The 22448-nt window shown below is 63.0% G+C and carries 18 protein-coding genes; 8 read left to right on the plus strand and 10 right to left on the minus strand.

The genetic code is table 11. From position 1 onward, the window contains the following. Positions 1-42 precede the first annotated feature (42 nt). The 3 genes from QE438_RS02375 (at position 43) to QE438_RS02385 (ending at position 3435) form a co-directional block, all read left to right on the plus strand. Entirely contained in the window at positions 43-705 is a 663-nt protein-coding gene (locus tag QE438_RS02375; RefSeq protein WP_306992839.1) for an HAD-IA family hydrolase, read from the plus strand. 185 nt (positions 706-890) lie between these two features. Continuing rightward, positions 891-2360, plus strand: coding sequence for a pyruvate kinase (pyk, locus tag QE438_RS02380; protein WP_130523576.1), 1470 nt, complete (start codon positions 891-893; stop codon positions 2358-2360). A gap of 70 nt (positions 2361-2430) precedes the next feature. After that, positions 2431-3435: a class I fructose-bisphosphate aldolase gene (locus QE438_RS02385; RefSeq protein ID WP_306992836.1), complete on the plus strand. Its 1005-nt coding sequence runs from the start codon at positions 2431-2433 to the stop codon at positions 3433-3435. A gap of 237 nt (positions 3436-3672) precedes the next feature. Here the strand turns inward: QE438_RS02385 and QE438_RS02390 are convergent, their stop codons facing one another. The 3 genes from QE438_RS02390 to pilB all read right to left on the minus strand — a co-directional run bounded on the left by QE438_RS02390 (position 3673) and on the right by pilB (position 7676). Then, complete coding sequence (locus QE438_RS02390; RefSeq protein WP_130523577.1) at positions 3673-4536, minus strand: A24 family peptidase; 864 nt, start codon at positions 4534-4536, stop codon at positions 3673-3675. Positions 4537-4539: 3 nt separating this feature from the next. Next, the gene (locus tag QE438_RS02395; protein WP_131660683.1) at positions 4540-5799 is read right to left on the minus strand and encodes a type II secretion system F family protein; all 1260 of its coding nucleotides are present in this window, start codon (positions 5797-5799) and stop codon (positions 4540-4542) included. Positions 5800-5939: 140 nt separating this feature from the next. Beyond that, positions 5940-7676, minus strand: a complete 1737-nt coding sequence (pilB, locus tag QE438_RS02400; RefSeq protein ID WP_306992833.1) for a type IV-A pilus assembly ATPase PilB — start codon at positions 7674-7676, stop codon at positions 5940-5942. A gap of 146 nt (positions 7677-7822) precedes the next feature. Here pilB and QE438_RS02405 point away from each other — a divergent pair, with 146 nt between their 5' ends. From QE438_RS02405 to QE438_RS02425, 5 genes are all read left to right on the plus strand, one after another. Further along, positions 7823-8674: a glycosyltransferase family 2 protein gene (locus QE438_RS02405; RefSeq protein WP_306992830.1), complete on the plus strand. Its 852-nt coding sequence runs from the start codon at positions 7823-7825 to the stop codon at positions 8672-8674. Beyond that, on the plus strand, positions 8667-9818 hold the full coding sequence (locus QE438_RS02410; RefSeq protein WP_343228797.1) for a glycosyltransferase family 4 protein: 1152 nt from the start codon (positions 8667-8669) through the stop codon (positions 9816-9818). Before QE438_RS02405 ends, QE438_RS02410 begins: the two co-directional genes overlap by 8 nt. After that, positions 9815-10852 (plus strand): glycosyltransferase family 4 protein, encoded by a 1038-nt coding sequence (locus QE438_RS02415; RefSeq protein ID WP_306992826.1) that lies wholly within the window; start codon positions 9815-9817, stop codon positions 10850-10852. Before QE438_RS02410 ends, QE438_RS02415 begins: the two co-directional genes overlap by 4 nt. Continuing rightward, the gene (locus QE438_RS02420; protein ID WP_306992824.1) at positions 10849-11679 is read left to right on the plus strand and encodes a hypothetical protein; all 831 of its coding nucleotides are present in this window, start codon (positions 10849-10851) and stop codon (positions 11677-11679) included. The genes QE438_RS02415 and QE438_RS02420 overlap by 4 nt, the downstream gene beginning before the upstream one ends. A 90-nt stretch (positions 11680-11769) precedes the next feature. After that, positions 11770-12825, plus strand: coding sequence for a class I SAM-dependent methyltransferase (locus QE438_RS02425; RefSeq protein ID WP_306992822.1), 1056 nt, complete (start codon positions 11770-11772; stop codon positions 12823-12825). A gap of 89 nt (positions 12826-12914) precedes the next feature. On the opposite strand, the gene QE438_RS02430 is transcribed toward QE438_RS02425, so the two are convergent. The 7 genes from QE438_RS02430 to QE438_RS02460 all read right to left on the minus strand — a co-directional run bounded on the left by QE438_RS02430 (position 12915) and on the right by QE438_RS02460 (position 22401). After that, positions 12915-14195 (minus strand): lipopolysaccharide biosynthesis protein, encoded by a 1281-nt coding sequence (locus QE438_RS02430; RefSeq protein WP_306992820.1) that lies wholly within the window; start codon positions 14193-14195, stop codon positions 12915-12917. Between the two features lie 59 nt (positions 14196-14254). Continuing rightward, positions 14255-15589 (minus strand): glycosyltransferase family 39 protein, encoded by a 1335-nt coding sequence (locus QE438_RS02435; RefSeq protein ID WP_306992818.1) that lies wholly within the window; start codon positions 15587-15589, stop codon positions 14255-14257. Continuing rightward, positions 15589-17745, minus strand: coding sequence for a tetratricopeptide repeat protein (locus QE438_RS02440; protein ID WP_306992816.1), 2157 nt, complete (start codon positions 17743-17745; stop codon positions 15589-15591). The genes QE438_RS02435 and QE438_RS02440 overlap by 1 nt, the downstream gene beginning before the upstream one ends. Continuing rightward, positions 17729-18064 carry a pilin gene (locus QE438_RS02445; protein ID WP_309731879.1) on the minus strand — a complete coding sequence of 112 codons (336 nt, stop codon included), beginning with the start codon at positions 18062-18064 and terminating at the stop codon, positions 17729-17731. Before QE438_RS02445 ends, QE438_RS02440 begins: the two co-directional genes overlap by 17 nt. Before the next feature lie 100 nt (positions 18065-18164). Continuing rightward, the gene (locus tag QE438_RS02450) at positions 18165-20069 is read right to left on the minus strand and encodes a hypothetical protein (protein ID WP_306992812.1); all 1905 of its coding nucleotides are present in this window, start codon (positions 20067-20069) and stop codon (positions 18165-18167) included. A gap of 76 nt (positions 20070-20145) precedes the next feature. Next, positions 20146-20583, minus strand: coding sequence for a pilin (locus tag QE438_RS02455; RefSeq protein WP_131660694.1), 438 nt, complete (start codon positions 20581-20583; stop codon positions 20146-20148). A gap of 354 nt (positions 20584-20937) precedes the next feature. Further along, complete coding sequence (locus QE438_RS02460) at positions 20938-22401, minus strand: sigma-54 dependent transcriptional regulator (RefSeq protein ID WP_306992811.1); 1464 nt, start codon at positions 22399-22401, stop codon at positions 20938-20940. Between the last annotated feature and the right edge of the window lie 47 nt (positions 22402-22448).

The raw sequence follows: 22448 nt of genomic DNA on the forward strand, positions 1-22448 counted from the left end.
CTGAAAAGCCGGGCCTTTTCGCTTCTTATTCGAGGTATCCGCATGACTCCGCTTCCCACCCTGTTCTTCGACCTGGATGGCACGCTGATCGATTCCGAGCCCGGCATCGTCAACGGTATCGCGCATGTGTTCGCCTCCCTGCAGCGGCCGACGCCCTCGCGCGAGGCGCTGCGCGCGTGGATCGGCCCGCCGATGCGCGACAGCTTCCAGGCCGCGTTCGGCGACGAGGATTTGGTGGCACGCGCGCTGGCGCTCTATCGGCAGCGTTACGACACGCTGGGCTGGACCGAGCTGACGGTATACCCCGGTATTCCTGAGCTGATCGAGGCGCTGGCGCAGGCCGGCCATCGGCTGGCGGTGGTGACCTCGAAGAACGAGCGCGCGGCGCGGCGCATCCTGGGCGCACTGCCGTTCGGCGCGGCGTTCGAGGAAATCGTCGGCGCCAGCGACGACGGGGCCCGCCGCTTCAAGCGCGACCTGATCACCGAAGCGCTGACGCGGCTGCAGGTCCCGGCATCCGACTGCGTGATGATCGGCGACCGCCGCATGGACATCGAGGGCGCCGCGGCGCACGCGATGCGCAGCATCGGCGTGCTGTGGGGCTTCGGCGATCGCGACGAACTGCTTGCCGCAGGCGCCGGGCAGGTGGTCGAGACGCCATCCGCGCTGGCTGGTGCGCTCGGTGTGGCGCTGCCGCGCAGTTGAATACCATTACAAAGCCATTTCAATCATTCGCTTGATGAGGTCCCCGGCGCCAAGACCCTTTTGCATCAAAGAGTTGCCTCGAGACGGCCGCTGCGGAGCGCTGCCGCCTCCTTCGATGCTGCAGTGCAGAAGCGGACCACCACCAGTCCTGTGGTAGCGTTTACGGCAAGACGGAGACCCTCGCCATGACCCAATCCAACGCCCGCCGCACCAAGATCCTGGCCACTCTCGGCCCCGCCACCGACCCGCCCGGCGTGCTGGAGGACCTGCTGCGCGCCGGCGTGAACGTGGTGCGGCTCAACTTTTCCCATGGCGACCCGTCGGCCCAGCGCGATCGCGCCGAGGCCGTGCGCAGCGCCGCCAACAAGCTCGGCCTGGAAGTGGGCATCCTGGCCGACCTGCCTGGTCCCAAGATCCGCATCGAGCGCTTCGCCCAGGGCAAGGTGCAGTTGAAGACCGGCGCGCGCTTCGACCTGATCGCGCGCGAAGGCGTGCCGGCCGGCGATGAGACCCAGGTCGGCGTGAGCTACCTCGACCTGCCGGGCGACGTGGCGCCGGGCGATGTGCTGCTGCTGGACGACGGCATGATGCAGCTGCGCGTCACCGCCGTGGAAGGCGAGCGCATCGTCACCCAGGTGCTCAACGACGGCGTGCTGTCCGACCGCAAGGGCCTGAACAAGCAGGGCGGCGGGCTGTCGCTGGGCGCGCTGAGCGACCGCGACCGCGAGCTGATCGCCATCGTCGCCGACATCGGCGTGGACTTCATCGCCGTCTCCTTCTGCCGCAACGCGGCGGACATGGAGGAGGCGCGCAGCCTGGCGCGCAAGCACGGCAGCGACGCCTTCCTGGTGTCCAAGATCGAGCGCACCGAGGCCATCGAGAACCTGAAGGAGATCGTCGGCGCCAGCGACGTGGTGATGGTCGCGCGCGGCGACCTGGGCGTGGAAATCGGCGATGCCGAACTGCCTGGCCTGCAGAAGCAGATCATTCGCGAGTCGATCGAGCAGAACAAGGTCGTCATTACCGCGACCCAGATGCTGCAGTCGATGGTCGAGAGCCCGCTACCCACCCGCGCCGAGGTCATGGACGTGGCCAACGCGGTCATCGACGGCACCGATGCGGTGATGCTCTCGGCCGAGACCGCCGCCGGCACCTATCCGGTGCGCGCGGTCGAGGCGATGGCGCGCATCTGCGTCGGTGCCGAGCGCTCGTTCTCGATGGATACCGACTTCGAGGCGGCCCAGCGCAACCTGCAGCGCGCCGACCATGCCATCGCGATGGCCACGATGTTCCTGTCCGAGCACATCAAGCTGGGCGGCGTGGTGGCCTTGAGCGAATCCGGCGGCACGGCGGGCTTCCTGTCGCGCTTCCGCTCCACCGTGCCGGTCTATGCGTTCTCGCGCCATGGCGGCGCGCGCCGGCGCATGGCCCTGATGCGCGGCGTCCATCCCATTGCCTTCGACAGCCGCGGCATGGTCCCGCGCGAGGCCGCGCGCGCCAGCATCCAGATGCTGGTCAAGGCCGGTGCGCTGGGCCCGGGCGACCGCGTGGTGTTCACCAGCGGCGAGCACATGGAGACCCACGGCGCCACCAACACCCTGCGCCTGCTGGAAGTGGGCGAAGACGGGCGCGCCAGCGGGCTGGGCGAGCTTTAAAGCGCGCCTGGGCTGTGAGGGGGCGCCGCTATACTGCGGCCCCCTCGCAGTGCGTTCTCCAGGAGCTCCAATGAGCATCGAATCGCTCGCCGAAACCGCGCAGGCGCTGGTCGCCCCCGGCAAGGGCATCATCGCCATCGACGAATCCACGGCCACCATCGGCAAGCGCTTCGCCGCGGTCGGCATCGAGAACACCGAGGCGCATCGCCGCCGCTACCGCGAGCTGCTGCTGACCACGCCACGGCTGAGCGACCACATCTCCGGCGCGATCCTGTTCGAGGAGACCCTGCGCCAGAGCACCGAGGACGGCACGCCGTTTCCCAAGTACATGGCCAGCCACGGCCTCATCCCCGGCATCAAGGTCGACAAGGGCACCTCACCCCTGGCCGGCTGCCCGGGCGAACTGGTGACCGAGGGCCTGGACGGCCTGCGCGACCGGCTCAAGGCCTACTACGCCCTGGGCGCGCGCTTCGCCAAGTGGCGCGCGGTGATCACCATCGGCGAGGACATCCCCTCCGGCACCTGCATCGAGGTCAACGCCCACGCCCTGGCCCGCTACGCGGCGCTGTGCCAGGAGCAGGGCCTGGTCGCCATCGTCGAGCCGGAAGTGCTGATGGACGGCGACCACGACATCCAGGTCTGCTACGAGGTCACCGAGGCGATGCTGCGCTCGCTGTTCGGCGCGCTGCACGATCAGGGCGTGCTGCTGGAGGGCACGCTGCTCAAGGCCTCGATGGTCGTGCCGGGCCAGGACTGCGAGGAGCGGGCCGACATCGAGGAAGTCGCCGAGTCGACCGTGATGTGCCTCAAGAGCACCGTGCCGGCGATCCTGCCGGGCATCGTCTTCCTCTCCGGCGGCCAGTCCGACGCGGACGCCACGGCGCACCTGGACGCAATGAACCGCCTAGGCAACCTGCCGTGGCCTTTGAGTTTCTCCTATGGCCGCGCCATGCAGCAGGCCGCGCTGGCCCACTGGGCCAAGGATCCGGTCGGCAACTTCGCCAAGGCCCAGGCCATCGTGCTGGAGCGCGCTAAGGAGAACGGGCTGGCGGCACTGGGAAAGTGGAAGGGGTAGGGCGCGGGCTTGCGGCGTTGAGGGTCGGCGGATCTGCGCTGAAGCGGCACCTTGTGTTGCCGTTGAGGATGGCCTTTGCGCGGTATGCGACCGGGGGCGCAGAAAGTGAGCTCGTCATCTCCGCGCAGGCGGGGATCAAGCGGCTTTACCTGGGCTCCATACTCACTTGAGCGCACCTAACGAAAAACGCCGGCTTCGAGCCGGCGTTTCATCATCAAGGGTCGAATCGGCCCCGCGTCACCGCAGCCCCGACAGCCGCAGATATCCGTCGATGATCTGGTCGCCCCAGAAGAACACCACCCATCCGGCCACGGCCAGATAAGGCCCGAACGGGATCTGCGTCGAGCGGTCGCGCCCCTTCGTGGCCAGCCACGCCGCACCCACCACCGCGCCGATCAGCGAGGAGAACAGGATCACCGGCAGGATCCCGCGCAATCCGACCCAGGCGCCGATCGCGGCCAACAGCTTGAAGTCGCCGTGGCCCATGCCTTCCTTGCCGGTGAGCTGCTTGAACAGCCACCACACCGACCAGAGCGACACATAGCCCGCCATCGCCCCCAGCAGCGCGGGTTTGGGCGGCAGATAGAGATGCTCCAGGCTGGCGACCAGACCCAGCCACATCAGTGGCAGCGTCAAGGTATCGGGCAACAGCCGCGTGCGCAGATCGATCCCCGACAGCGCCACCAGGAAACAACTCAACACCGCCGCGCCAAAGCCCTGCCAGCCGAAGCCGAAGCGCCATACGCAGAGCACCGCCAGCAGCCCGACCAGCAGCTCGACCGCCGGATACTGCACCGAAATCGGCGTATGGCAGTACCGGCACTTGCCGCGCAGCGCCAGCCAGCTGAACAGCGGAATGTTCTCGAACCAGGCCAGCTTGTGCTTGCAGTGCGGGCAATGCGAAGGCTCGACCACGATCCCGGGCGGCGGCGGGTCGTACAGATCCGGCTGCTCCAGGATCTCGGTGGCATCGCGCCGCCACTGCCACTCCAGGCGCCGCGGCAGCCGCAGGATCACCACATTGAGGAAGCTGCCGACCATCAGGCCCAGCGCGCCCACCACCGGATACCCCAGCTCGGGGTGTTGATCAAGAAACGCCATGCTTTAGATCGCCGCGCCCAACTTGAAGATCGGCAAGTACATGCCGATGACCATGCCGCCGACCAGGACGCCCAGAATCACCATGATCATCGGCTCGATCAGGCTGCTCAGCGCATCGACCGCATTGTTGACCTCTTGTTCGAAGTATTCAGCAACCTTGAATAGCATCGTATCGAGCGCACCCGCCTCCTCGCCGATGGCCGTCATCTGGATCACCATGTGCGGAAACAGGTTGGTCTGCTTCATCGCCATGTTTACCGGATAACCCACGGCAACGTCATCGCGGATCCGGTGCACCGCCTGCTCGTAGAGCGTGTTGCCGGTTGCGCCTGCGACGGTATCCAGGGCCTCAACCAGCGGAACGCCGGCCTTGAACGTCACCGCCAAGGTACGGGAAAAACGGGCGATCGCGCTGTTATGCAGGATCTTGCCCATCACGGGCACCTTGAGCAAAGAACGATCGACAAAATGCTGGAACTTCAAGGATCGCTTCATGAAGAAGATGAAGGCAAAGATCCCTCCGCCGATCACCAGGACGGCGAGCCACCAATAAGAGATGGCCACGTCGGAGGCGGCCACAATCATCTTCGTGAAGGCTGGCAGATCGGCACCGAAGCTCTCGAACACCGCTTGGAACTGGGGGACGACGAAAATCAGCAGGATCGCGCTGACGATCAAGGCGACCGCGATGGTCATAGCGGGATAGAAGAGCGCCTTCTTGATCTTTCCCTTCAAGGATTCGAGGTTCTCCTTGTAGGTGGCGACCGTGTCGAGCACAGTCTCGAGCACACCAGCGCCCTCGCCGGCGCGGACCAGGTTGCGGTACAACTCGTCGAACTGAACGGGGTACTTGCTGATCGCTTCCGTCATCGATGAGCCTCCCTCGATGTCCGTGCGGATGCCCTCGAGCATCTTCTTCATGCGAGGATTTTTATGGCCGCCGCTGATGATCTCCAGCGAGGTGATGATCGGGACGCCCGATTTCATCATGGTTGCCATCTGACGGCTGAAGAAGGCGATATCGCCCGGCTTGATGGGCTTGCCGGCAGCGCCGAACAGAGGCTTCGGCTTGGGCTTGAGGACCGACGGGGTGATGCCCTTGCCGCGCAACTCGGCACGCAGCAGGTTGGCGTTGCGCGCCTCCTGCTCGCCCTTCATCTTGACGCCGCGCTTGTCGGTCCCTTGCCAAACGAAGGTGACTAACTGCTTGGTGTCGCGCGCGACCGGTACGGACTTCTTGGCGGCTGAACGGCTTACGGCCATGTGCGTTCCCCAGTTGCCGGCATCCCCATGCCGGGTAGCTCGACCCGCATGGTAGCGGGTTCTGCTGGCAAAACAACGTGCAAGTGCGCGATTCCACTGGGCATTTGGCCAGTGTCTCCGTACTTCTGGACGGACTTCGCCTAGTCCTTGGTCACCCGGTTGATCTCGGCCAGGCTGGTCAGCCCCTGCCTGACCTTCCACAGGGCCGACTGGCGTAGGTCGCGGATGCCGGAGCGCTGTGCGGCCTCCGCGATCTGGATCGCGCCGCCACCCTCCAGGATGATCGTGGCGATCTCATCGGTCATCGGCATGACCTGGTAGATGCCCACGCGGCCCTTGTAACCCTCGGTGCACTCATCGCAGCCCACGGCCTCGAACACGCTGAGGCCTTCGTCCAGTTCCGCCTGGCTGAATCCCTCGGCCAGCAGCGCCTTGGCCGGAATGGTGGCGGGGCGCTTGCAACGCGTGCACAGGCGGCGGGCCAGGCGCTGGGCGATGACCAGGGTGACCGAACTGGTGATGTTGTAGGGCGCGATGCCCATGTTCATCAGTCGCGCGATGGTCTGCGGTGCATCGTTGGTGTGCAGGGTCGAGAGCACCATGTGGCCCGTCTGCGCAGCCTTGACGGCGATCTCGGCCGTCTCCAGATCGCGGATTTCGCCGACCATGATGATGTCCGGATCCTGGCGCAGGAACGAGCGCAGCGCGGCGGCGAAGGTCATGCCGCGCTTGTTGTTCTGCTGGACCTGGTTGACGCCGGGAAGGCGAATTTCGACCGGGTCCTCGGCCGTGGAGATGTTGCGGGTGTCGTCGTTGAGGATTCCCAGCGCCGTATACAGCGACACGGTTTTGCCGGAGCCGGTCGGGCCGGTCACCAGCACCATGCCGTAGGGCTTGTGGATGGCATCCAGGAACAGCTTCTGCTGGTCCTCCTCGTAGCCCAGCTTGTCGATGCCCAGCTTGGCGGCGCTGCCATCCAGGATACGCAGCACGATCTTCTCGCCGAACAGCGTCGGAAGGGTGCTGACGCGGAAGTCGATCTGGCGAGTCTTGGACAGGTTGAGCTTGATGCGTCCGTCCTGCGGAACGCGCTTCTCGGCGATGTCCAGCTGCGACATGACCTTCAAACGCGCAGCGATGCGCTGGTTGAGCTTCTGCGGGGCCCGCGCGACGGTCTTGAGGATGCCATCGATGCGCAGGCGCACGCGGTAGTCGGTTTCGTAGGGCTCGAAGTGGATGTCCGACGCGCCCCGGCGAATCGCGTCGACCAGCATCTTGTTGACGAACTTGACGACGGGCGTGTCCTCGCCCTTGGCGTCGATGCCGGTGTCGCCGCTCTCCTCGTCGCCCGCTGCGGTGTCTAGATTGCCGAAGTCCTCATCTTCGCCACCCATGCCAGCCAGAGCGTCGGATGCGTTTCGCCATGTTTCCAGCGTGCGACGCAACTGGTCATCGGCGACCAGGATGGGCTCGACCACCAAGTTGGTATGGAACTTGATTTCGTCCAAGCCCTGCATGCGCGTCGGATCGGAGACCCCCACATACAGCTTGTTGCCGCGCTTGAACATCGGCAGCACCTGGTGCTTTTGCAGCAGCTCCTCGCTGACCAGCTTCAAGGCATTTTGCGCGGGATCGAACGCAGAGACGTCCATCAACGGAATGCCGAACTCGATGGCGTTGGCTGCCGCCAATTGCGCGGGGCTCACCAGCTTCTTGTCCTGGATCCACTGCGCAAGCGGAACCTTGGCCTGGCTGGCCTCGGCCATGGCTGTCCGTGCTGCCCCCTCCTCCATTGCACCATCCATGACCAGACGGCGGGCAATGCCGGTGATGCCGACAAGATTTGCGTTCAGGGCGGAGGGCGCAATCGCGTTCATACAAGGATTCTGCGTGAATTGATGAGTGGAGCTGCAAGAACCGGGCCAGCTTCTCCACTTTACCCCAGCGAAGGCCGGAGCGCCCCGGGGAGGGGCGCTTTAGTGGGTAGATGCTTTAAGCTCTGAGCGGACGACAGGGGGCCCGAATGAAGATCAGCGTCATCCTTCCCGCCAAGAATGAAGCGGGAGGCTTGCCCAAGACACTTGCCGCGCTCCGGTCATTGCTGCCGGACTCGGAAATCATCGTATCCGACGACGGTTCGACCGACGAGACCGCCAAGCTCGCCCTGGAGGCGGGTGCAAAAGTCGTCAGCGCGCCCTATTCGATGGGCAACGGAGCCGCCATCAAACGAGGCACCCGGGCAGCGCGGGGGGATGTGCTTGTTTTCATGGACGCGGACGGCCAGCACGACCCGGTCCACATCACACGTCTGCTCGCACGGCTCGAAAACGGCTATGACATGGTGGTCGGCGCGCGGGATTGGGCTGGACAGGCCGGCGTGCACCGCGGAATGGCGAATACGTTCTACAACTGGCTCGCCAGTCGTATGACCGGCGCCAGAGTCATGGATCTGACGTCGGGTTTCAGAGTTGTCAAAGCAGACAAGTTCCGCGAGTTCCTGCACTTGCTTCCCAACGGATTCTCATATCCCACCACCAGCACCATGGCGTTTTTTCGGAGCGCCTACGCGGTGGCCTACGAGCCCATCCCGGTCCACAAGCGCATCGGCAAGAGTCATATCAAACCGGTGCGCGACGGGATCAGATTTCTGCTAATCATCTTCAAGATCGCCACCCTCTATTCGCCGCTGAAACTGTTCGCGCCGGTCGCATTGGCTTTCTTGTTCGGTGGGCTGGCCTGGTACGGCTGGACCTTCGCCACGATGCATAGGTTTACCAATATGAGTGCGCTGCTGTTCAGCGCAGCAGTTATCGTGTTTCTAATCGGCTTGATCTCCGAACAGATCACCAACCTTTCTTACCGGCGCGATGGTTGAGGATCGGCGCCCTCGCATTCTGATCGTCACCAGGAACCTGCCCCCCCTGGTGGGGGGGATGGAGCGGCTGAACTGGCATATGGCCAAGGAACTCGCGAAGCGCGCCGAAGTGCGGATCATAGGTCCCGCCGGTAGCGCGGCTCTCGCGCCGACTGGGGTAGAGGTGCGCGAGGCGCCACTGCGGCCGTTGTGGAGCTTCCTGCACCGTGCGCGCTTGCTGGCTCGTTCCGAGGCGCGCACATGGCAGCCGGATATTGTGCTGGCGGGCAGCGGCCTGACCGCCCCCATCGCGCGAAGCGCAGCGAAAGTGGCCAAGGCGGTAGCAGCGGTATACGTCCACGGACTGGACGTCGCGCTCTCGCACCCGGTCTATCGCATCGTATGGCTGCCCGCTATTCGCCGCGCGCATAGCGTGATCGCCAACAGTCGCGCCACCGCGAAGCGATGCCGCGATATCGGTGTCCCCGAAGACCGGATCGGGATCGTGTATCCAGGCGTCGAAGTGCCCAAGGCGGCGGAAGTCGCTCCTGGGTGCGCCGACGGAGTGCGAGAAAGGCTGGGTCTCGACGGTCGGGCGCTGCTGATTTCCGTAGGCCGTCTCACGACGCGCAAGGGCGTGCGGGAATTCGTTACGGAGGCTTTGCCACGCATCGCTTCCGTGCGCCCTGACGTCATGTTGTTGGTCGTCGGCGATGCTCCGATCCAGGCGTTGCACGCGGAAGCGCAAACGCCGGCCAGCATCCTGAAAGCGGCGCGCGATGCCGGGGTAGAGGAGCATATTCGCTTCTTGGGGAATCTTGATTATCCGGAGCTGGAGGAGATTTACTGCGCGGCTCAGGTGCACGTGTTCCCCGTCCGTGATATTCCCGGTGATCCAGAAGGCTTTGGCATGGTCGCGGTGGAGGCCGCTGTCCACGGACTGCCTACGGTCGCATTCGCGAGCGGGGGAGTGGTGGATGCGGTCTCTGACGGCCTTTCCGGCAAGTTGGTCGCTTCCGGGGACTATGTGGCCATGGCTGATGCGGTGTGCCGGGTACTGGCCGATCGCGAAGGATGGTCCTCTGGCTGTATCGAGTTCGGACGCAGATTTGCTTGGGAGCATTTCGGCACGCAGGTTTCACAGTGGCTGTCCAGGCCTCAATGAGCGAGACGGTGGACCGCGAGCTCGGCGTTTGGTTTCCGGCCATACGAACTGGAACGGGGACTGATGTATTTACCAGGCGGCTATGCGACGGCCTGAATGCAAGGGGCGTTCGCGCACAAATCACATGGCTGCCACCTCGTGCCGAATATCTCCCGCATACCGTAAGCATTCCGGAACCGCCGGCTTGGGCGAGCGTTGTCCATGTCAACACCTGGCTGCATTTTCGCTTCCTTCCCGAAGGCCTGCCGGTCGTAGCGACAGTTCATCACGCCATTCACGATCCGAGCCTGCGCGGGTACAAGAGTTTTCTGCAGGGGATGTATCACCGGCGATGGATCGCTCCTATGGAATCCCGGGTAATGCGGAGGGCAGATCAGATCGTTGCCGTGAGTGGGTTCGCAGCCCAGATGGCGCGTCAGACGCTGCACGATGCCAACATGAAGGTTGTCCACAATGGTGTCGATGTCTCGCCCGCTGTGGACGGCCGGCGCGGCGTTGGGCAACACCAGCCCTTTCGCCTGCTTTACGTGGGCGCATGGAGAAAAATGAAAGGAGTGGACTTGCTCGCTCCCATCATGCGTGAGCTGGGGGACCGCTTTTTGTTGAGTTACACCGGAGGTCCCTCCGCGCGGAAAAGCCGTGCGGTCATGCCGTCGAACACGATTGATATAGGAAGGTTATCCAGCGAGCAGGTCAAAGCCGCGATGACGGACGCGGATGCCATCTTGCTTCCGTCGCGGAGCGAGGGCTTTGGGCTGGTTGCCATCGAAGCGATGAGCTGTGGATTGCCTGTGATTGCCGCGCGTGGGACATCGTTGACGGAATTGATCAGCGATGGTCGGACCGGAATACTGTGCGCACGTGATGATGTGACCGAATTTGTATCGGCCGCACGCAGGTTGGCAGACTGCGCGCAGCTCGCTAGCTCGATCTCTTCAGCAGCGCGAAAGGTGGCCTTGAGCCGTTTCGGATTGGAAACCATGGTCGATGCCTACGCGGCCATCTATCGCGATGTGATCCGCAAAAAACAATGACGGCCGCGGTCACGCTCCACTTCCGGAAGCCCGAACTCACGCGCAAGTGTGTGGATAGCCTGCTGGCCGACGGCTGGTACCCGGTGCTGGTCTGGGACAACTCTGGCGATGATGGCGTTAGCTTGCTTTCTCTTGAGGCGCACTACGCCGGCGATGATCGCGTTTGGATGGCCACACAGTCCAAAAACCTTGGCTTTGGTCAAGGGGTGAACGCGTCCTTGGCGGAGCTCGGCCGGCGTGGTTATGGCGGTCCCGTCCTATTGGTCAACAATGACGCCGAGATCGTTCCGGGACTACATGAGGCCCTTTCCGCGCAATTGCAGGCAAGCCCGAGTGTTGCCCTGTTCGCCCCGAAGGTAAGGCAGGATGGGCAGATTCAAGGATGGATGTATTACCAACCCTGGCTTGGGCTGGTGAAGCGTAGTCCCTCATTCGGCAGCTTCTCCTACTTGAGTGGATGCTGCCTGCTTGTAAAGCGCAGCGATAATGCGATGCCGCTGTTCGACGAGGACTTCTTCATGTACGGAGAAGATGTCCTGCTCTCTTGGGAGATGCGCCGCAGAGGGGCAGCGGTCGTGCTCCTGGATGAGGTTTACGTCAACCATCTGGGTTCAGCCAGTAGCGGTCAGGCCACCGCGCTGTATGAACGTCTTGTTGCTCGATCCCATTGGCTCTTGGCGAAAAAGTTGGCATCAAATGCGGCGAGCAGAGCTTGCATGCAGCTTCTGAGATTGGGGGCTCTCTTCGCAAGGGCTTGTATTCGCTCCTGGCGCTATCGCTCGCTTGTGCCATTGCGCGCTTTGCGCCACATTTTCAAAGACACGTAGTGTCAAGCTGCACGTTCGTGTCACTAAGGCGAGAAGCAAGAGCGCGAGATTTCCGTGCCGTCGGAGCGATATCAAATGGGGGATGGATTGATGCTTGATAAGCAGCAAGGCGTCGCAGGGGAGTCGGCCGATCTTTGGACGCATGGGGCTCTGCTGGACGTAAAATACTGCCCGTGCTGCGGCAGCTCATCTATCGGCGGGCGTTCATTTCGTCGGCGCGACGATGAGTTGGCTTTCGCGGACGTCTGGGTGTATAGAAGTTGCGAGGAGTGTGATTCGCTCTATCTGGTTAACAGGCCGGATGCATCCTCCCTTCCTCGTGCCTACGAAAATTACTACACGCATTCCAGCAGCGATGCGATGGAAAGACACGGTGGTATTGTCTCAAGCTTGATCAATGGATACCTCAATGCAAGATTTGGCATGGCACGTTTGCCTGCCTCCCGAATTGGGGGTGTACTAATCAGTGCCGTGCCGCCGATCGCGTTTCAGCTCAATGTCTATGGGCGCCACGTTCCAAGATCCATGCTTGGCGAGCATTGCAAGTTGCTCGATGTCGGATGCGGCAATGGAGATTTTCTCGCAAGGGCCTCCGAGATGGGTCTCAACGCAATGGGGTGTGAGCCTGACGCGGACGCGGTTGCGGCTTGTCTGTCGCGTGGTCTGGATGTGATTCACGGGGACATTGATTCCGTTGCGCTGACGGAAGATGGCTTCCACATGATCTCGATGAATCACGTAATCGAGCACGTTGATGATCCACGGGAAGTGCTCGGAAAAGCCTATCGCCTGTTGCGGCCCGGCGGGATCCTTTGGCTGGGCCTCCCGAATCCTCAAGCCGCGGGGCTGCGCGTGTTTGGATCAGCTTGGAAAGGCTTCCATCCTCCCTTTCATCTTTCGATCCCGACCCAAGGCGTGCTGGAGCGCTGGCTGATCGAAGCGGGATTTGAATCGGTGCGCAGGGTAAGACGCGGCGTGCAGAGTCGTGGACTCTGGCGCGATTCGATGAGGATCTACGCGAGAGAGGGCGGGAAAATATCGCTTCGGCTGCTGGGTGCGTTCAAGATCGCTTGTGACGTGGCGAGTACTGTTTTTCCCCTCGTTTCGGAAGAGTCAATCCTTATCGCAAGGAAACCGTCAGCCTAGTGGGCGCTAACCCATGGGAAGTATGGCTTGCGACCATGAAGGTGCGAGTTGATGGGGTCATTGCTTGCCTTTAAAAAGGCGAGAAGGATTCACTTTCGTTTGCTATGCATGCCTTCGTGCAAGGTGTTCGTCTTATTTTTTCGGACAGAATCGATCAGCAGGGCGCTTCCCAGCGTCGCCATGGCCCATTCCGAGACGATCAGTGCCAGGGGCATGCCTGTGAGACCCAGGCGTTCAACCAGCACAAGAGCCGAGATCGCCAGCACCGCAATACCGGTCGCCTCCAAGAGAACTCGCATCCATGGCTTGCCGAACGTCATCAGCATGCTTGCTGCGGCCGTTCGGATGCTCAAGCCTGGAACGGCGAATGCGAGCCATCTGAGCACGTGTTCCATTCCTGCATATCTGGGCCCGAACAGCAAGGATAGTCCGGGAGCGGCGGCCCAGAGGACGCAAGACAACAATACTCCGTAGGTTGCGGCCGTCACGAGGATGAGGCGATAGAGGGTTATGGTCGTGTTCTGCTGTGCTTGTGCTTCCCGGAACAGCCTTGGCATGGCCGCAAGCAGCATCGCGACGACCGGCAGGGTTGCAGCGCCGATCACCCGTTGACCAGCCGAGTATAGTCCGCTGTCGGACAGCGTCAGGATCTTGGTGGCGAGGATCTTGTCGAGCTCCGCGGGGCCTGTGGCGGTGGTAGTGAGGGCGGCGTAGCCCGCGGCCTCCTTCCATTCTGTCTTGCGCGGCCAGCGCCATTGCCTGGGTACGGGCCAGCGCTCGGAAGGCGCGAGCGTGACAAGGAGAAGCGTTACCGTCGAAGCACCGAGATAGGAAAAAGCGTACGGCCGAAGTCGATCTGCCGGCGAAAGGAATGCCACGGCGCCTGCCGCCAGGAGTCTCAGCAACAGGGGCAGGACGGTCAACATCTGGGATTTCGCGGTATGTCCCTGCGCCAGCAACTTATGGGCGGCAAGGTTGGACAAGGGCTGTAGCAGGATCTCCGCAACGCCTATAGCCAGAATGGCCGACAAGGGAACGTTGGCTTCATGCAGTGCGGCCGTGCCGAGGACGATGAAGAGTCCCAGAAGCAGCGTGCCGCAGGTCAGCGTCACGGGGATGGCGCGAGACATGAGGTCGTTGCAGCTGCGTGGTTCCTGGGCCACCTTTCCCAGGATCACCAAGTGCATGCCGAAGGAGGAGAGGCTGCCCATTGTCACGGCCAGGGCTGAGATGCCCGCGAATGCACCGTATCCCTGGGGGCCCAGAAGACGCGCCACCAGCAGCAGTGTCCCGGCCTGAACCGCGAGACGCAGCGCTAGCACGGCACTGGTGCGGATCGTACCTTGGGCAATAGGTCCTCTGAGCTTCACGTAAGTCCCGCAAGTTCAGTGTTGTTTGTCCTGTCGCCCAGGCACTGCGGCTCCGTCTGTCACCTGCGTTCCCTGCTCGCGGCGCGCTTGCGTTGCCTTAGTAGTATGGCAGGCAGGCTGCAGGCCAGAAGGAACTCCTCTGGACGGTAGGCGATACCGTATCGAGGTTCGGCCTGCAGGAGGGTGTGAATCAACGTGACATAGGTAAAAAACAGCGCAGTCATCACTCCAGGATGAGAGGGCTCCTGCACGCTTGTCGCTCGCCATAGCGCCAGAACTGCGCCGGCGATCGCCAGCAGGGCCAGCAAGCCATTGAGATGGTATGCCAGCTTCAACGTCAATCGCGGGACTGGCTGTCGTTCATAAGGAGAAACTGGGGTCTCAAGAAAGTACACGCTCTTCCAGCCGAGCTGGATATCCCAGCCCCATAGCGCCCTCGGCTTGTCGAACAAGTACCAACGGGCGTAACGCGCCGGTTCCTGCCCAAGCCTGTCGAGCATCACGCGCATCTCCGACAGAGGATGAGCGCGCATGGCCACGGCTTGCTCGTCGATCGCGGCGAGGATCTGTCGCGAGATCTCGTTGTTCTTTCGCGTTCTCCAAGCCAGGTGATATTGCGGCCATGCGCCTTGCACGAGATTGATGAGCGCACGGTCGCGCGGGGCGGGGGCGCTATCTGCGGTGGGGTGCGCGAGCTGCCAAATGGATACCGGGGCGAGCGTGACCACCAGGAACAACAGCGATAAATTACGCCCTAGTCGTGACCATAGGAGAGGTATCGCCAACAAGGGAAATGGCAGCAGCAATGTATTGACAAGGCTTCCCAGGCCGAACGCCGTTCCCGCGGCAACGGCCGAGGTTGGCGATGGTTGCTCATAAGCGCGGCAGAGAAGCCATAGAGACAGCGTGCAGAAGAAGCCAAAAAGAGTCTCGCTCAGCAGCGTGCTCGAAAAGACGATGCTATGTGGCCAGAGCGCAAGCAGTGTGCCTGCGGCCAACGCAGCGTACGCTGGCATCCAACGCCTACCCAGCATGACGGTGAGAGGGATGGTCAATACGCTTGCCAGCACTTGGAGCGATTTGGCCCAGAGGATCCAGTTGCCCTCAGGCCCGGCAAGCCACATGGCGAGCGCCAGGAATAACGGGTATCCCGGTGGGCGAAACGCATCCGGAACGGGCGATCCAGCCTCTGGCGGCATCGATGAGTACACGCCGTGCAGGCGAAGATTCAGCGCGTAGTTGACGTAGTCGTTGATATCACCGGCGATGTCGTTGACCACGTGCGAGGTCAGCATGAAGTCAAGTCGAAAGACGAGGCCGACCAGCACAATGATCACCATTGCCACGCTGAAGCGGGAGACCTTGAAAGCCGCTCTCGGAAGCATGGATCGCATCAGAAACGACCTCCCGCTCGAGTAGAGTGCTCTTGTGGGTTGTCGGCTCGTTCGCCGTATGCGGCAACTGCTTTTTCCAGGGAAGGCTGCTTGTCCGGAGACGGGAGGACAACGGCTTCGCTGGCTTCATCATTCGAGTGCGCTATGTTTCTGGGCGTTGCGGGAGGCCAATGCTTCACGTCTTCCTCCATCACGTTGCGCAAGCGTTTCCACTCAGCCTCCCAGTAGCCGTCCCGGGTCATCATCCAGTCCCGCAGTCTTAACGCCGGTGTCGATGCGCGGGCAATCGGCACTGGTGACGCTTGGTAATGGTCGAGCAACAGCAGTCCTTCTCGCGCTGAGCAGTGCGTGGCCAGCAGGATGATCTCGCTTTGCGCGGTTTCCGGACGCCGCTGGATGTCCAGGCGCCTTTTGAACGCGTCCAGCGCAGCCGGACATCTCGCTTCCTGTAGCGCCAGCAGCCCCTGGATGTAATAGACACGAGACCTCGACTCGACGGAAGGAAATGCGCGGCTCAAGGAAGCCGTCGCAATATCGCGCAGGATCCGCGCCGGGAGTCGTGCGCATTCCTCGGATGAGCCTGGCGCGAGCAGCTGAGCCAGCCATTGATAGGTCACATCGGCTTGCAGGCCGTTGATCCGCAGTGCGTTGATCGTTGACTGCAGGATCGGGTCCGGAACATATCCCAGCTGGCAGTAAGCGGAGGCTAGAACGACCGCGTACTGGGCTTCGGCAGGCGCACGTCGTGACAATGGCTCTATGCGCTGGATGGCGAGCTCGGGATGCCCTGCCTCCATCTCCATGGCTGCTGCATAGCTTTGCGCTCGAGCAGAACTGGGATTCACCGCGGCCCAGCGACCCGATAGCGCGAGGGGGTTGGACCAATCGCGTGCGAGTTGAAAGGACAGTAGGGCAAGCAGGCCGCATGCGATGACGAGCCCACCGACGCGGTAGCGCAGCAGCGGGCCCGCCCGCACGCATAGGTGCGCAAGGGGCCAGAACGCAATCATCGCGGGAAGGTAATTGCGATGCTCGAAATACAGCTCCAGGCCGATGAAAGAGCTTTCCATCACGTGGCCAGCCAGAAAGAAGAGCGTCGCGGCACAAGGAATGGGCCATCGGTGGCGACAGCGCCAAGCGGCCACTGCGAGCAGCGCCAGGCCCGCGATGGCTGGCAGGGTTGTCCATGGGTGCAGTATGTCCGTCGACAGCCGAACGTCGTCTGCGAAGACGCCGGAAGTATCGGTGCGTGGAATCAAAAGAAGACGAAGGTAATCGAACAGGACCCTGGGTTCCGTCATCAACCGCTGTAGCAGGGTCCAGCCCCGGCTCAGAGGCAGTTCGGGCGCGGCGGCGATTCCTATCGCCACGATCCCTGCGAGGATCGCCACGCCGGGAATGTAAAGCAGTATCCAACGCGCCAGTGCCGGCGTGGTGCCATGAGCGATCGCAGGCGCGCGTTGCCTGCCCATGACAGTTGCGTCCAGCATCCAGATCAGCAGTGGAAGCAGGAAGCCATTGGCCTTGCTCAGGCCGGCAAGCGATCCGCAGACCGGAACGGCCAGTATCGCCAGGCTCCAGCCTGTCCTGGTCCGGCCATGTTCGAAGGCCTTTGTCGCGGAGTTCCAAGCCAGGATACCGACTAGCGTGAACGTGGCCGCCAGCATGGCCTGCCGCTGGATGACATACAGGACGGTCGAGACCCAGAGGGGGTGCAATATCCAGAGCGCCACCCCACCCAGGGCCGTCCAGTCGGATTCGCGTACGGGCAAAATGCGCCGTCCAAGGACCCGCAGTACGCTCCATAGCAGTATGCCGTTGAGCAGGTGGATGCACAGATTTGTGCGCTTGAATGGGAATGCTTCTGCCGGCCAGTCCTGGGCGTCCACCAAGAATGAAAGCAGTGCAATCGGGCGTCCCGCCGGGTCGGCGATGCCCGATGTCAAATACCAGAGGAGCGAACGCAGATCATGGACGCCGCCATAACGTCCCAAGGCAGGCAGATTGGCGAAGTCGTCGAAAACGAATCCGCCAGCAAGTCCGGGGCGATAGACCGCAAAGGTGGCCGCAAGAATCAGGAAAAGCGCACCCGCGTAGATCAGGTGCCAACGTCCCTGGGCACTCGTCGGCGTCGTGGCCTTAAGGTTGAAGCGCACGGGACGATATCAACGGCATGCCGATGGCTGGAATCGTAGCGGGAGTCCGCTGCAAGTCCCAATGCAGGCCGTCGCGCTCTTGCTGTAGCGCAAGCTGAAGCGTCTGGCACGCGACCCTCAGATTGGCGGTGTTGCCATACACGAATGCGATTCTCCTATTGGCATCTTTGGTGAAGGATCTGACGTTGATCGAGCTTGGTAGGGGAACGCCCGCGCCTGCGTTGCCGTCCGGGTAGACGCCGTACTTGGCATAGTAGGCCGCCACCGCTGCGCGCGGGTTGGTCGCCAGGTAAAGACCTTCAGCGACCTGGGCACGCATCATGTAATCAGTATAGGCAGGCGGCGCAAGGGCAGCTAGAAGAGCGAGATGGCAATCACGATCAGCGGCTGGATCGGAGTGATTCCACGCTGCCTGCCCATTACCTGTCACTGCTCTGCGAGGCGCCACGAGTAAGCTCGTGCAAGGCGTGCATGTCCTCCGGCGACACAGCGTCCGGCCTGAGTTCGAGTTCCGACAGGACAGCCATCCCCTCGTCGTATTGGCCGGAGGCAAGCAGGAACTTCGCCAAGGCAACGCGATAGTCCACACCGGGGTCCAGCCGAGCGGCCTTGCGCTGGAGCGCGATGGCCTGGACCTGATCCCGGGAAATGTTCCAGGCCGCATTGGCATAAAGTGTCAGCACCGCGGGATTGGAGGGATTCCGATCCAGGACGCGTCCCAGCGTCCTCATCAGCAGGTCGTCGTCTAGCGCGCATCGTCCCTCGATTCGACACTGGATGATCGCGTGGAGGGAATTAAGGGCTTCCGGATCGGCGGGTCGCTGGACCAGCGCATCACCAAGACGCTTCCAGAGCGAGACCGGAATCGGCTCCCTCGCCTGACTTTCCATCAGGATGAGTGCCTGCAGAGGCAGTGGTGAGGGGTCTGGTAGCGACGCGGACTTCTCGAACTCGATCTTGGCCATTGACCAGCGGGAACTGGCGGTGTCGCCCTGGGCGCTTTGCAAAAGGCGTGCACCGAGTGCATAGGTCGCGCGCATCGAGCCCGGATTGCGATTCTCCAGGGTCCAGTCCAGGCGGGCGGGGTTGGACCAGGTCCTGACTTCGAGCGCACATAGGCCGCCGAGCCAGGCGATCAAGCAGAGCACAACAGCAGCGCGCGCCAGTGCGCTGAGGCGCCGCAGGCCCCATTGAACAGGCTCCACGAGCGCCAGTGGAATTCCCAGGAGAGGCAGGTAATTGCGATGTTGGAAGGCGAGTTCCAGCAGCAGGATGTTGCTGGTCAGCGCGTGCCCCATGAAAAACCATGTGATCCCAAGCCCTGTCAAAGGCCACCTGCGCCGTGCAAGCCCTGCGACGGCGAGCAGGCCGATCACCAGGGCGGCGCCTCCCGCGGTCGCGGGCGGCGACCACCAACCGCGGGAGACCGGGAAGTTGTCGTAATAGAACGTCAAGCTGTCCAGTCGCGGGAACACGATTTGTTGTAGATAGGTTTCCAGGACTGGGCCTTGGGTCATCAGGCGCTCCCATGGCGTGAAGCGCCGCGCGGAAAGATCGGAAGGCAACGAGAGTGTTGGAAGCGCGATCCATCGTGCAAAGGCCGCCAGCGCCGCGACCCCGAGAACGCCATACAGCAGGATCAGGCCACGGGACGCTGCGCCCTCGCGAGTACGGAAGCGAAGAAGGAACACCTCGATCAGGAAGCAGTAACCCGGAGTCAACAGCGCCGTTTCCTTGAAGCCGGCACCCAGCAGCATGAAGATGACCGCGAAAGTGAAGCACGGCCACGCGCTTGCCCCGCGGCATTGACGTTGGCGCGCAACCACATAGGCAAGCACGGCGGCGAGTGCGCCGGTGGCAGCGCCAATCTCCATGCGTTGGACGACGTACAGGACGGTGGAGACCTGTATCGGGTGCAGCAGCCAGACGGCGGTGACGGCCCAGGCGGCATGCTCCGAGACCGGCTTGCGGATTCCGGCGAGCGTCACCATGCGGCGGACCAAGGCCCACACCAACAGGCCATTGACCAGATGCATGACCAGTGAGGTGAGCTTGAGGGCAAAGGGATCGAGTCCGGTCGCCAGGTAGTTCAGGCCGAAGCTCAGAAGCGCCAGGGGGCGTCCCGCCGGACTGCTGATGCCGGAGTGGAGCAGGCTTTGCACCTCGCTCCAGGAGATGTGCTGGAGTTTCCAGTTGGTGTCCAGCACCAGGTTCGGGAAGTCATCGAAGATGAAACCTCCAGACAAGCCGGGGAAGTAAAGGGCGGCCGTCAAGGCCAACAACAGGATGCCCAGCCCCGTGCTCAGTCCCGCCTGTCTGGTCATGCGTTCGGCTCTCTAAAAAAGAAGGGCCGCATGGGCGGCCCTTCTTGATCGATGCAGCTGTGTCGCGGTGCTTAAATCAACGGCACGCGCTGGGCAGGTACTTCGACGGAACGTCGGTGCCGGCACCGGTGCCGCAGGACCAGGAAACCGAGCCACCCTGGTCGTACGGGCTATACGCCAGCTTCTTGCCAGAGACCTTAGCGCTGGCGCTGCCACCCATGGTGGCAGTGACCTTGCCAGCGTTCACGACGACCTGGGTCACGTACTTGCCCTTGATGCTGGCGGCGGGGGCCAGCCCAGCAGTCGCGTTGGTGATGTTGCTGAAGGACCCGACATTGGCGTACTGCTCTGTCACGGCGGTCTTCGCCCCGGCGGCCAGGGTGGCGGCCTCGGACACCTGCGAGCGAGCAACGTAGTCCTGATAAGCCGGCAGCGCGATCGCGGCCAGGATGGCGATGATGGCGACCACGATCATCAGTTCGATGAGGGTGAAGCCCTGCATGTTCTTCTTCATGAGCAATTCCTTCGAAGGGTGGTGGAACTGGTTGAGGGACACTGTCTCCCCGTGTCCCTGGTATGTCGCGGACCGTGGGCGCCGTGGGTACCCACGTGCGAATGGTACGCAGCACGAAGCGTGCCAACGTTGCCATTGCCTTGCGGCCCTGCCGCGGGCGAGTCACCCGTGGTTGGGGCAGTCGCGCGGGGACCTATCGATCCGCTTCTGCCTTGTTGCGTCAAAAAGTGACGCATCGCGTCAGCCGCCGGTCGTTGGGGAAAGATTTGCGCGAAGAAGCTGGACGAAGTCTCAGTTCAAGTCGCACATCAAGTCTCACTTTCAGATCGCCCGGGGAGGTGTGCAGGTCCGACCTCACTCGATGCCGAGCTTCTTGAGCTTGTAGCGCAATGCGCGGAAGGTGATGCCGAGCTGGGCCGCAGCCTTGGTCTTGTTCCAGCGGTTGTCCTCCAGGGCCTTGTGAATGGCGGCGCGCTCCATCTGCTCGATGTAGGAGGGGAGCGGGCCTTCGGCTTCATTGGCCGTTGGCGCGGACGAGGCGCCGGATTGCGACGGCAGGCCTTGGCCGAACTGGGGTGTGGGTGCGGAACGGAACGGGTCGTAGTCCTGGGGCAGCGGGGACTGCGCGGAAGGATGCGCCGCGGCAGATCGGCGCTCACCCTGCGGCAGGCGCAGATCGCTGGCGTCGATGGCGTCCTCGTCGGCCATGGCCATGGCGCGCTCGAGAATGTTCTCCAGCTCACGGACGTTGCCAGGGAAGGCGTACTGCGACAGCGCATCCGCCGCGGCTGGGGTCAGACGCGGGGCCGGGCGTCCCTGGCTGCCTGCCAGCCGGTTGAGGATGGCGCCGGTCAGCTGCGGCAGGTCGCCGGTGCGTTCGCGCAGCGGCGGCACGCGCAGTTCGATGACGTTGATGCGGTAGTACAGGTCGTGGCGGAAGCGACCATCGTGGGCCAGCTCGCCCAGGTCCTTGTGGGTGGCCGACAGGATGCGCACGTCGACCTGGATCTCTCCCGAGGCGCCGACCGGGCGCACGGCCTTCTCCTGGATGGCACGCAGCAGCTTGACCTGCATGGGCAGCGGGAGTTCGGCCACCTCGTCCAGGAACAGGGTGCCCCCGCTGGCCGCCTGAAACAGACCCTGCTTGTCGGCGTGCGCGCCGGTGAAGCTGCCTTTCTTGTGGCCGAAGAACTCGCTTTCCATCAGCTCTGCGGGGATCGCGCCGCAGTTGACCGGCACGAAGGGGCCGGACGAGCGCGCGCCCTGCTCATGAATCGTACGGGCTACCAGCTCCTTGCCCACGCCCGACTCGCCGAGGATGTAGACCGGCGCTTGGCTGCGGGCGACCTTGGCGATGGTGTCGCGCAGCTCGCGCATCGCGGACGACTCGCCCAGCAGGCGCATGGCGTGCTGGGCCGGCGCGGGCGCCGGCGAGGGGCGTTCGACATTGTTGAGTTCCAGCGCGTGCTTGACCAGACCGCGCAGGACGTTGATGTCCACCGGCTTGCTGACGAAATCGAAGGCCCCGGCCTTGAGCGCTTCCACCGCCAGTTCGACATTGCCGAACGCGGTGATCATCGCCACCGGCGTCTTGGGGAACTGTCGCGAGATCTCGCCCACCAGCTCGATGCCGTTGCCGTCGGGCAGGCGCATGTCGGTGAAGCACAGGTCGTAGGCGTTGCGGGCCAGCAGCGCGCGCGCCTCGCCCAGGTTGGCGGCGGTGTCGATGCGGATGCCCATGCGGCCCAGGGTGAGGGTCAGCAGTTCGCGGATATCGCGTTCGTCATCGACGATCAGGGCGCTTCGGGGGTCGCTCATCGTGGTCTCGCGTGGTTCGCCGCCAGTCTACCGGCTGAACGGGCCGG

It is taken from the genome of Pseudoxanthomonas sp. SORGH_AS_0997, from assembly GCF_031453535.1.
Taxonomy (GTDB): Bacteria; Pseudomonadota; Gammaproteobacteria; order Xanthomonadales; family Xanthomonadaceae; genus Pseudoxanthomonas_A; species Pseudoxanthomonas_A winnipegensis.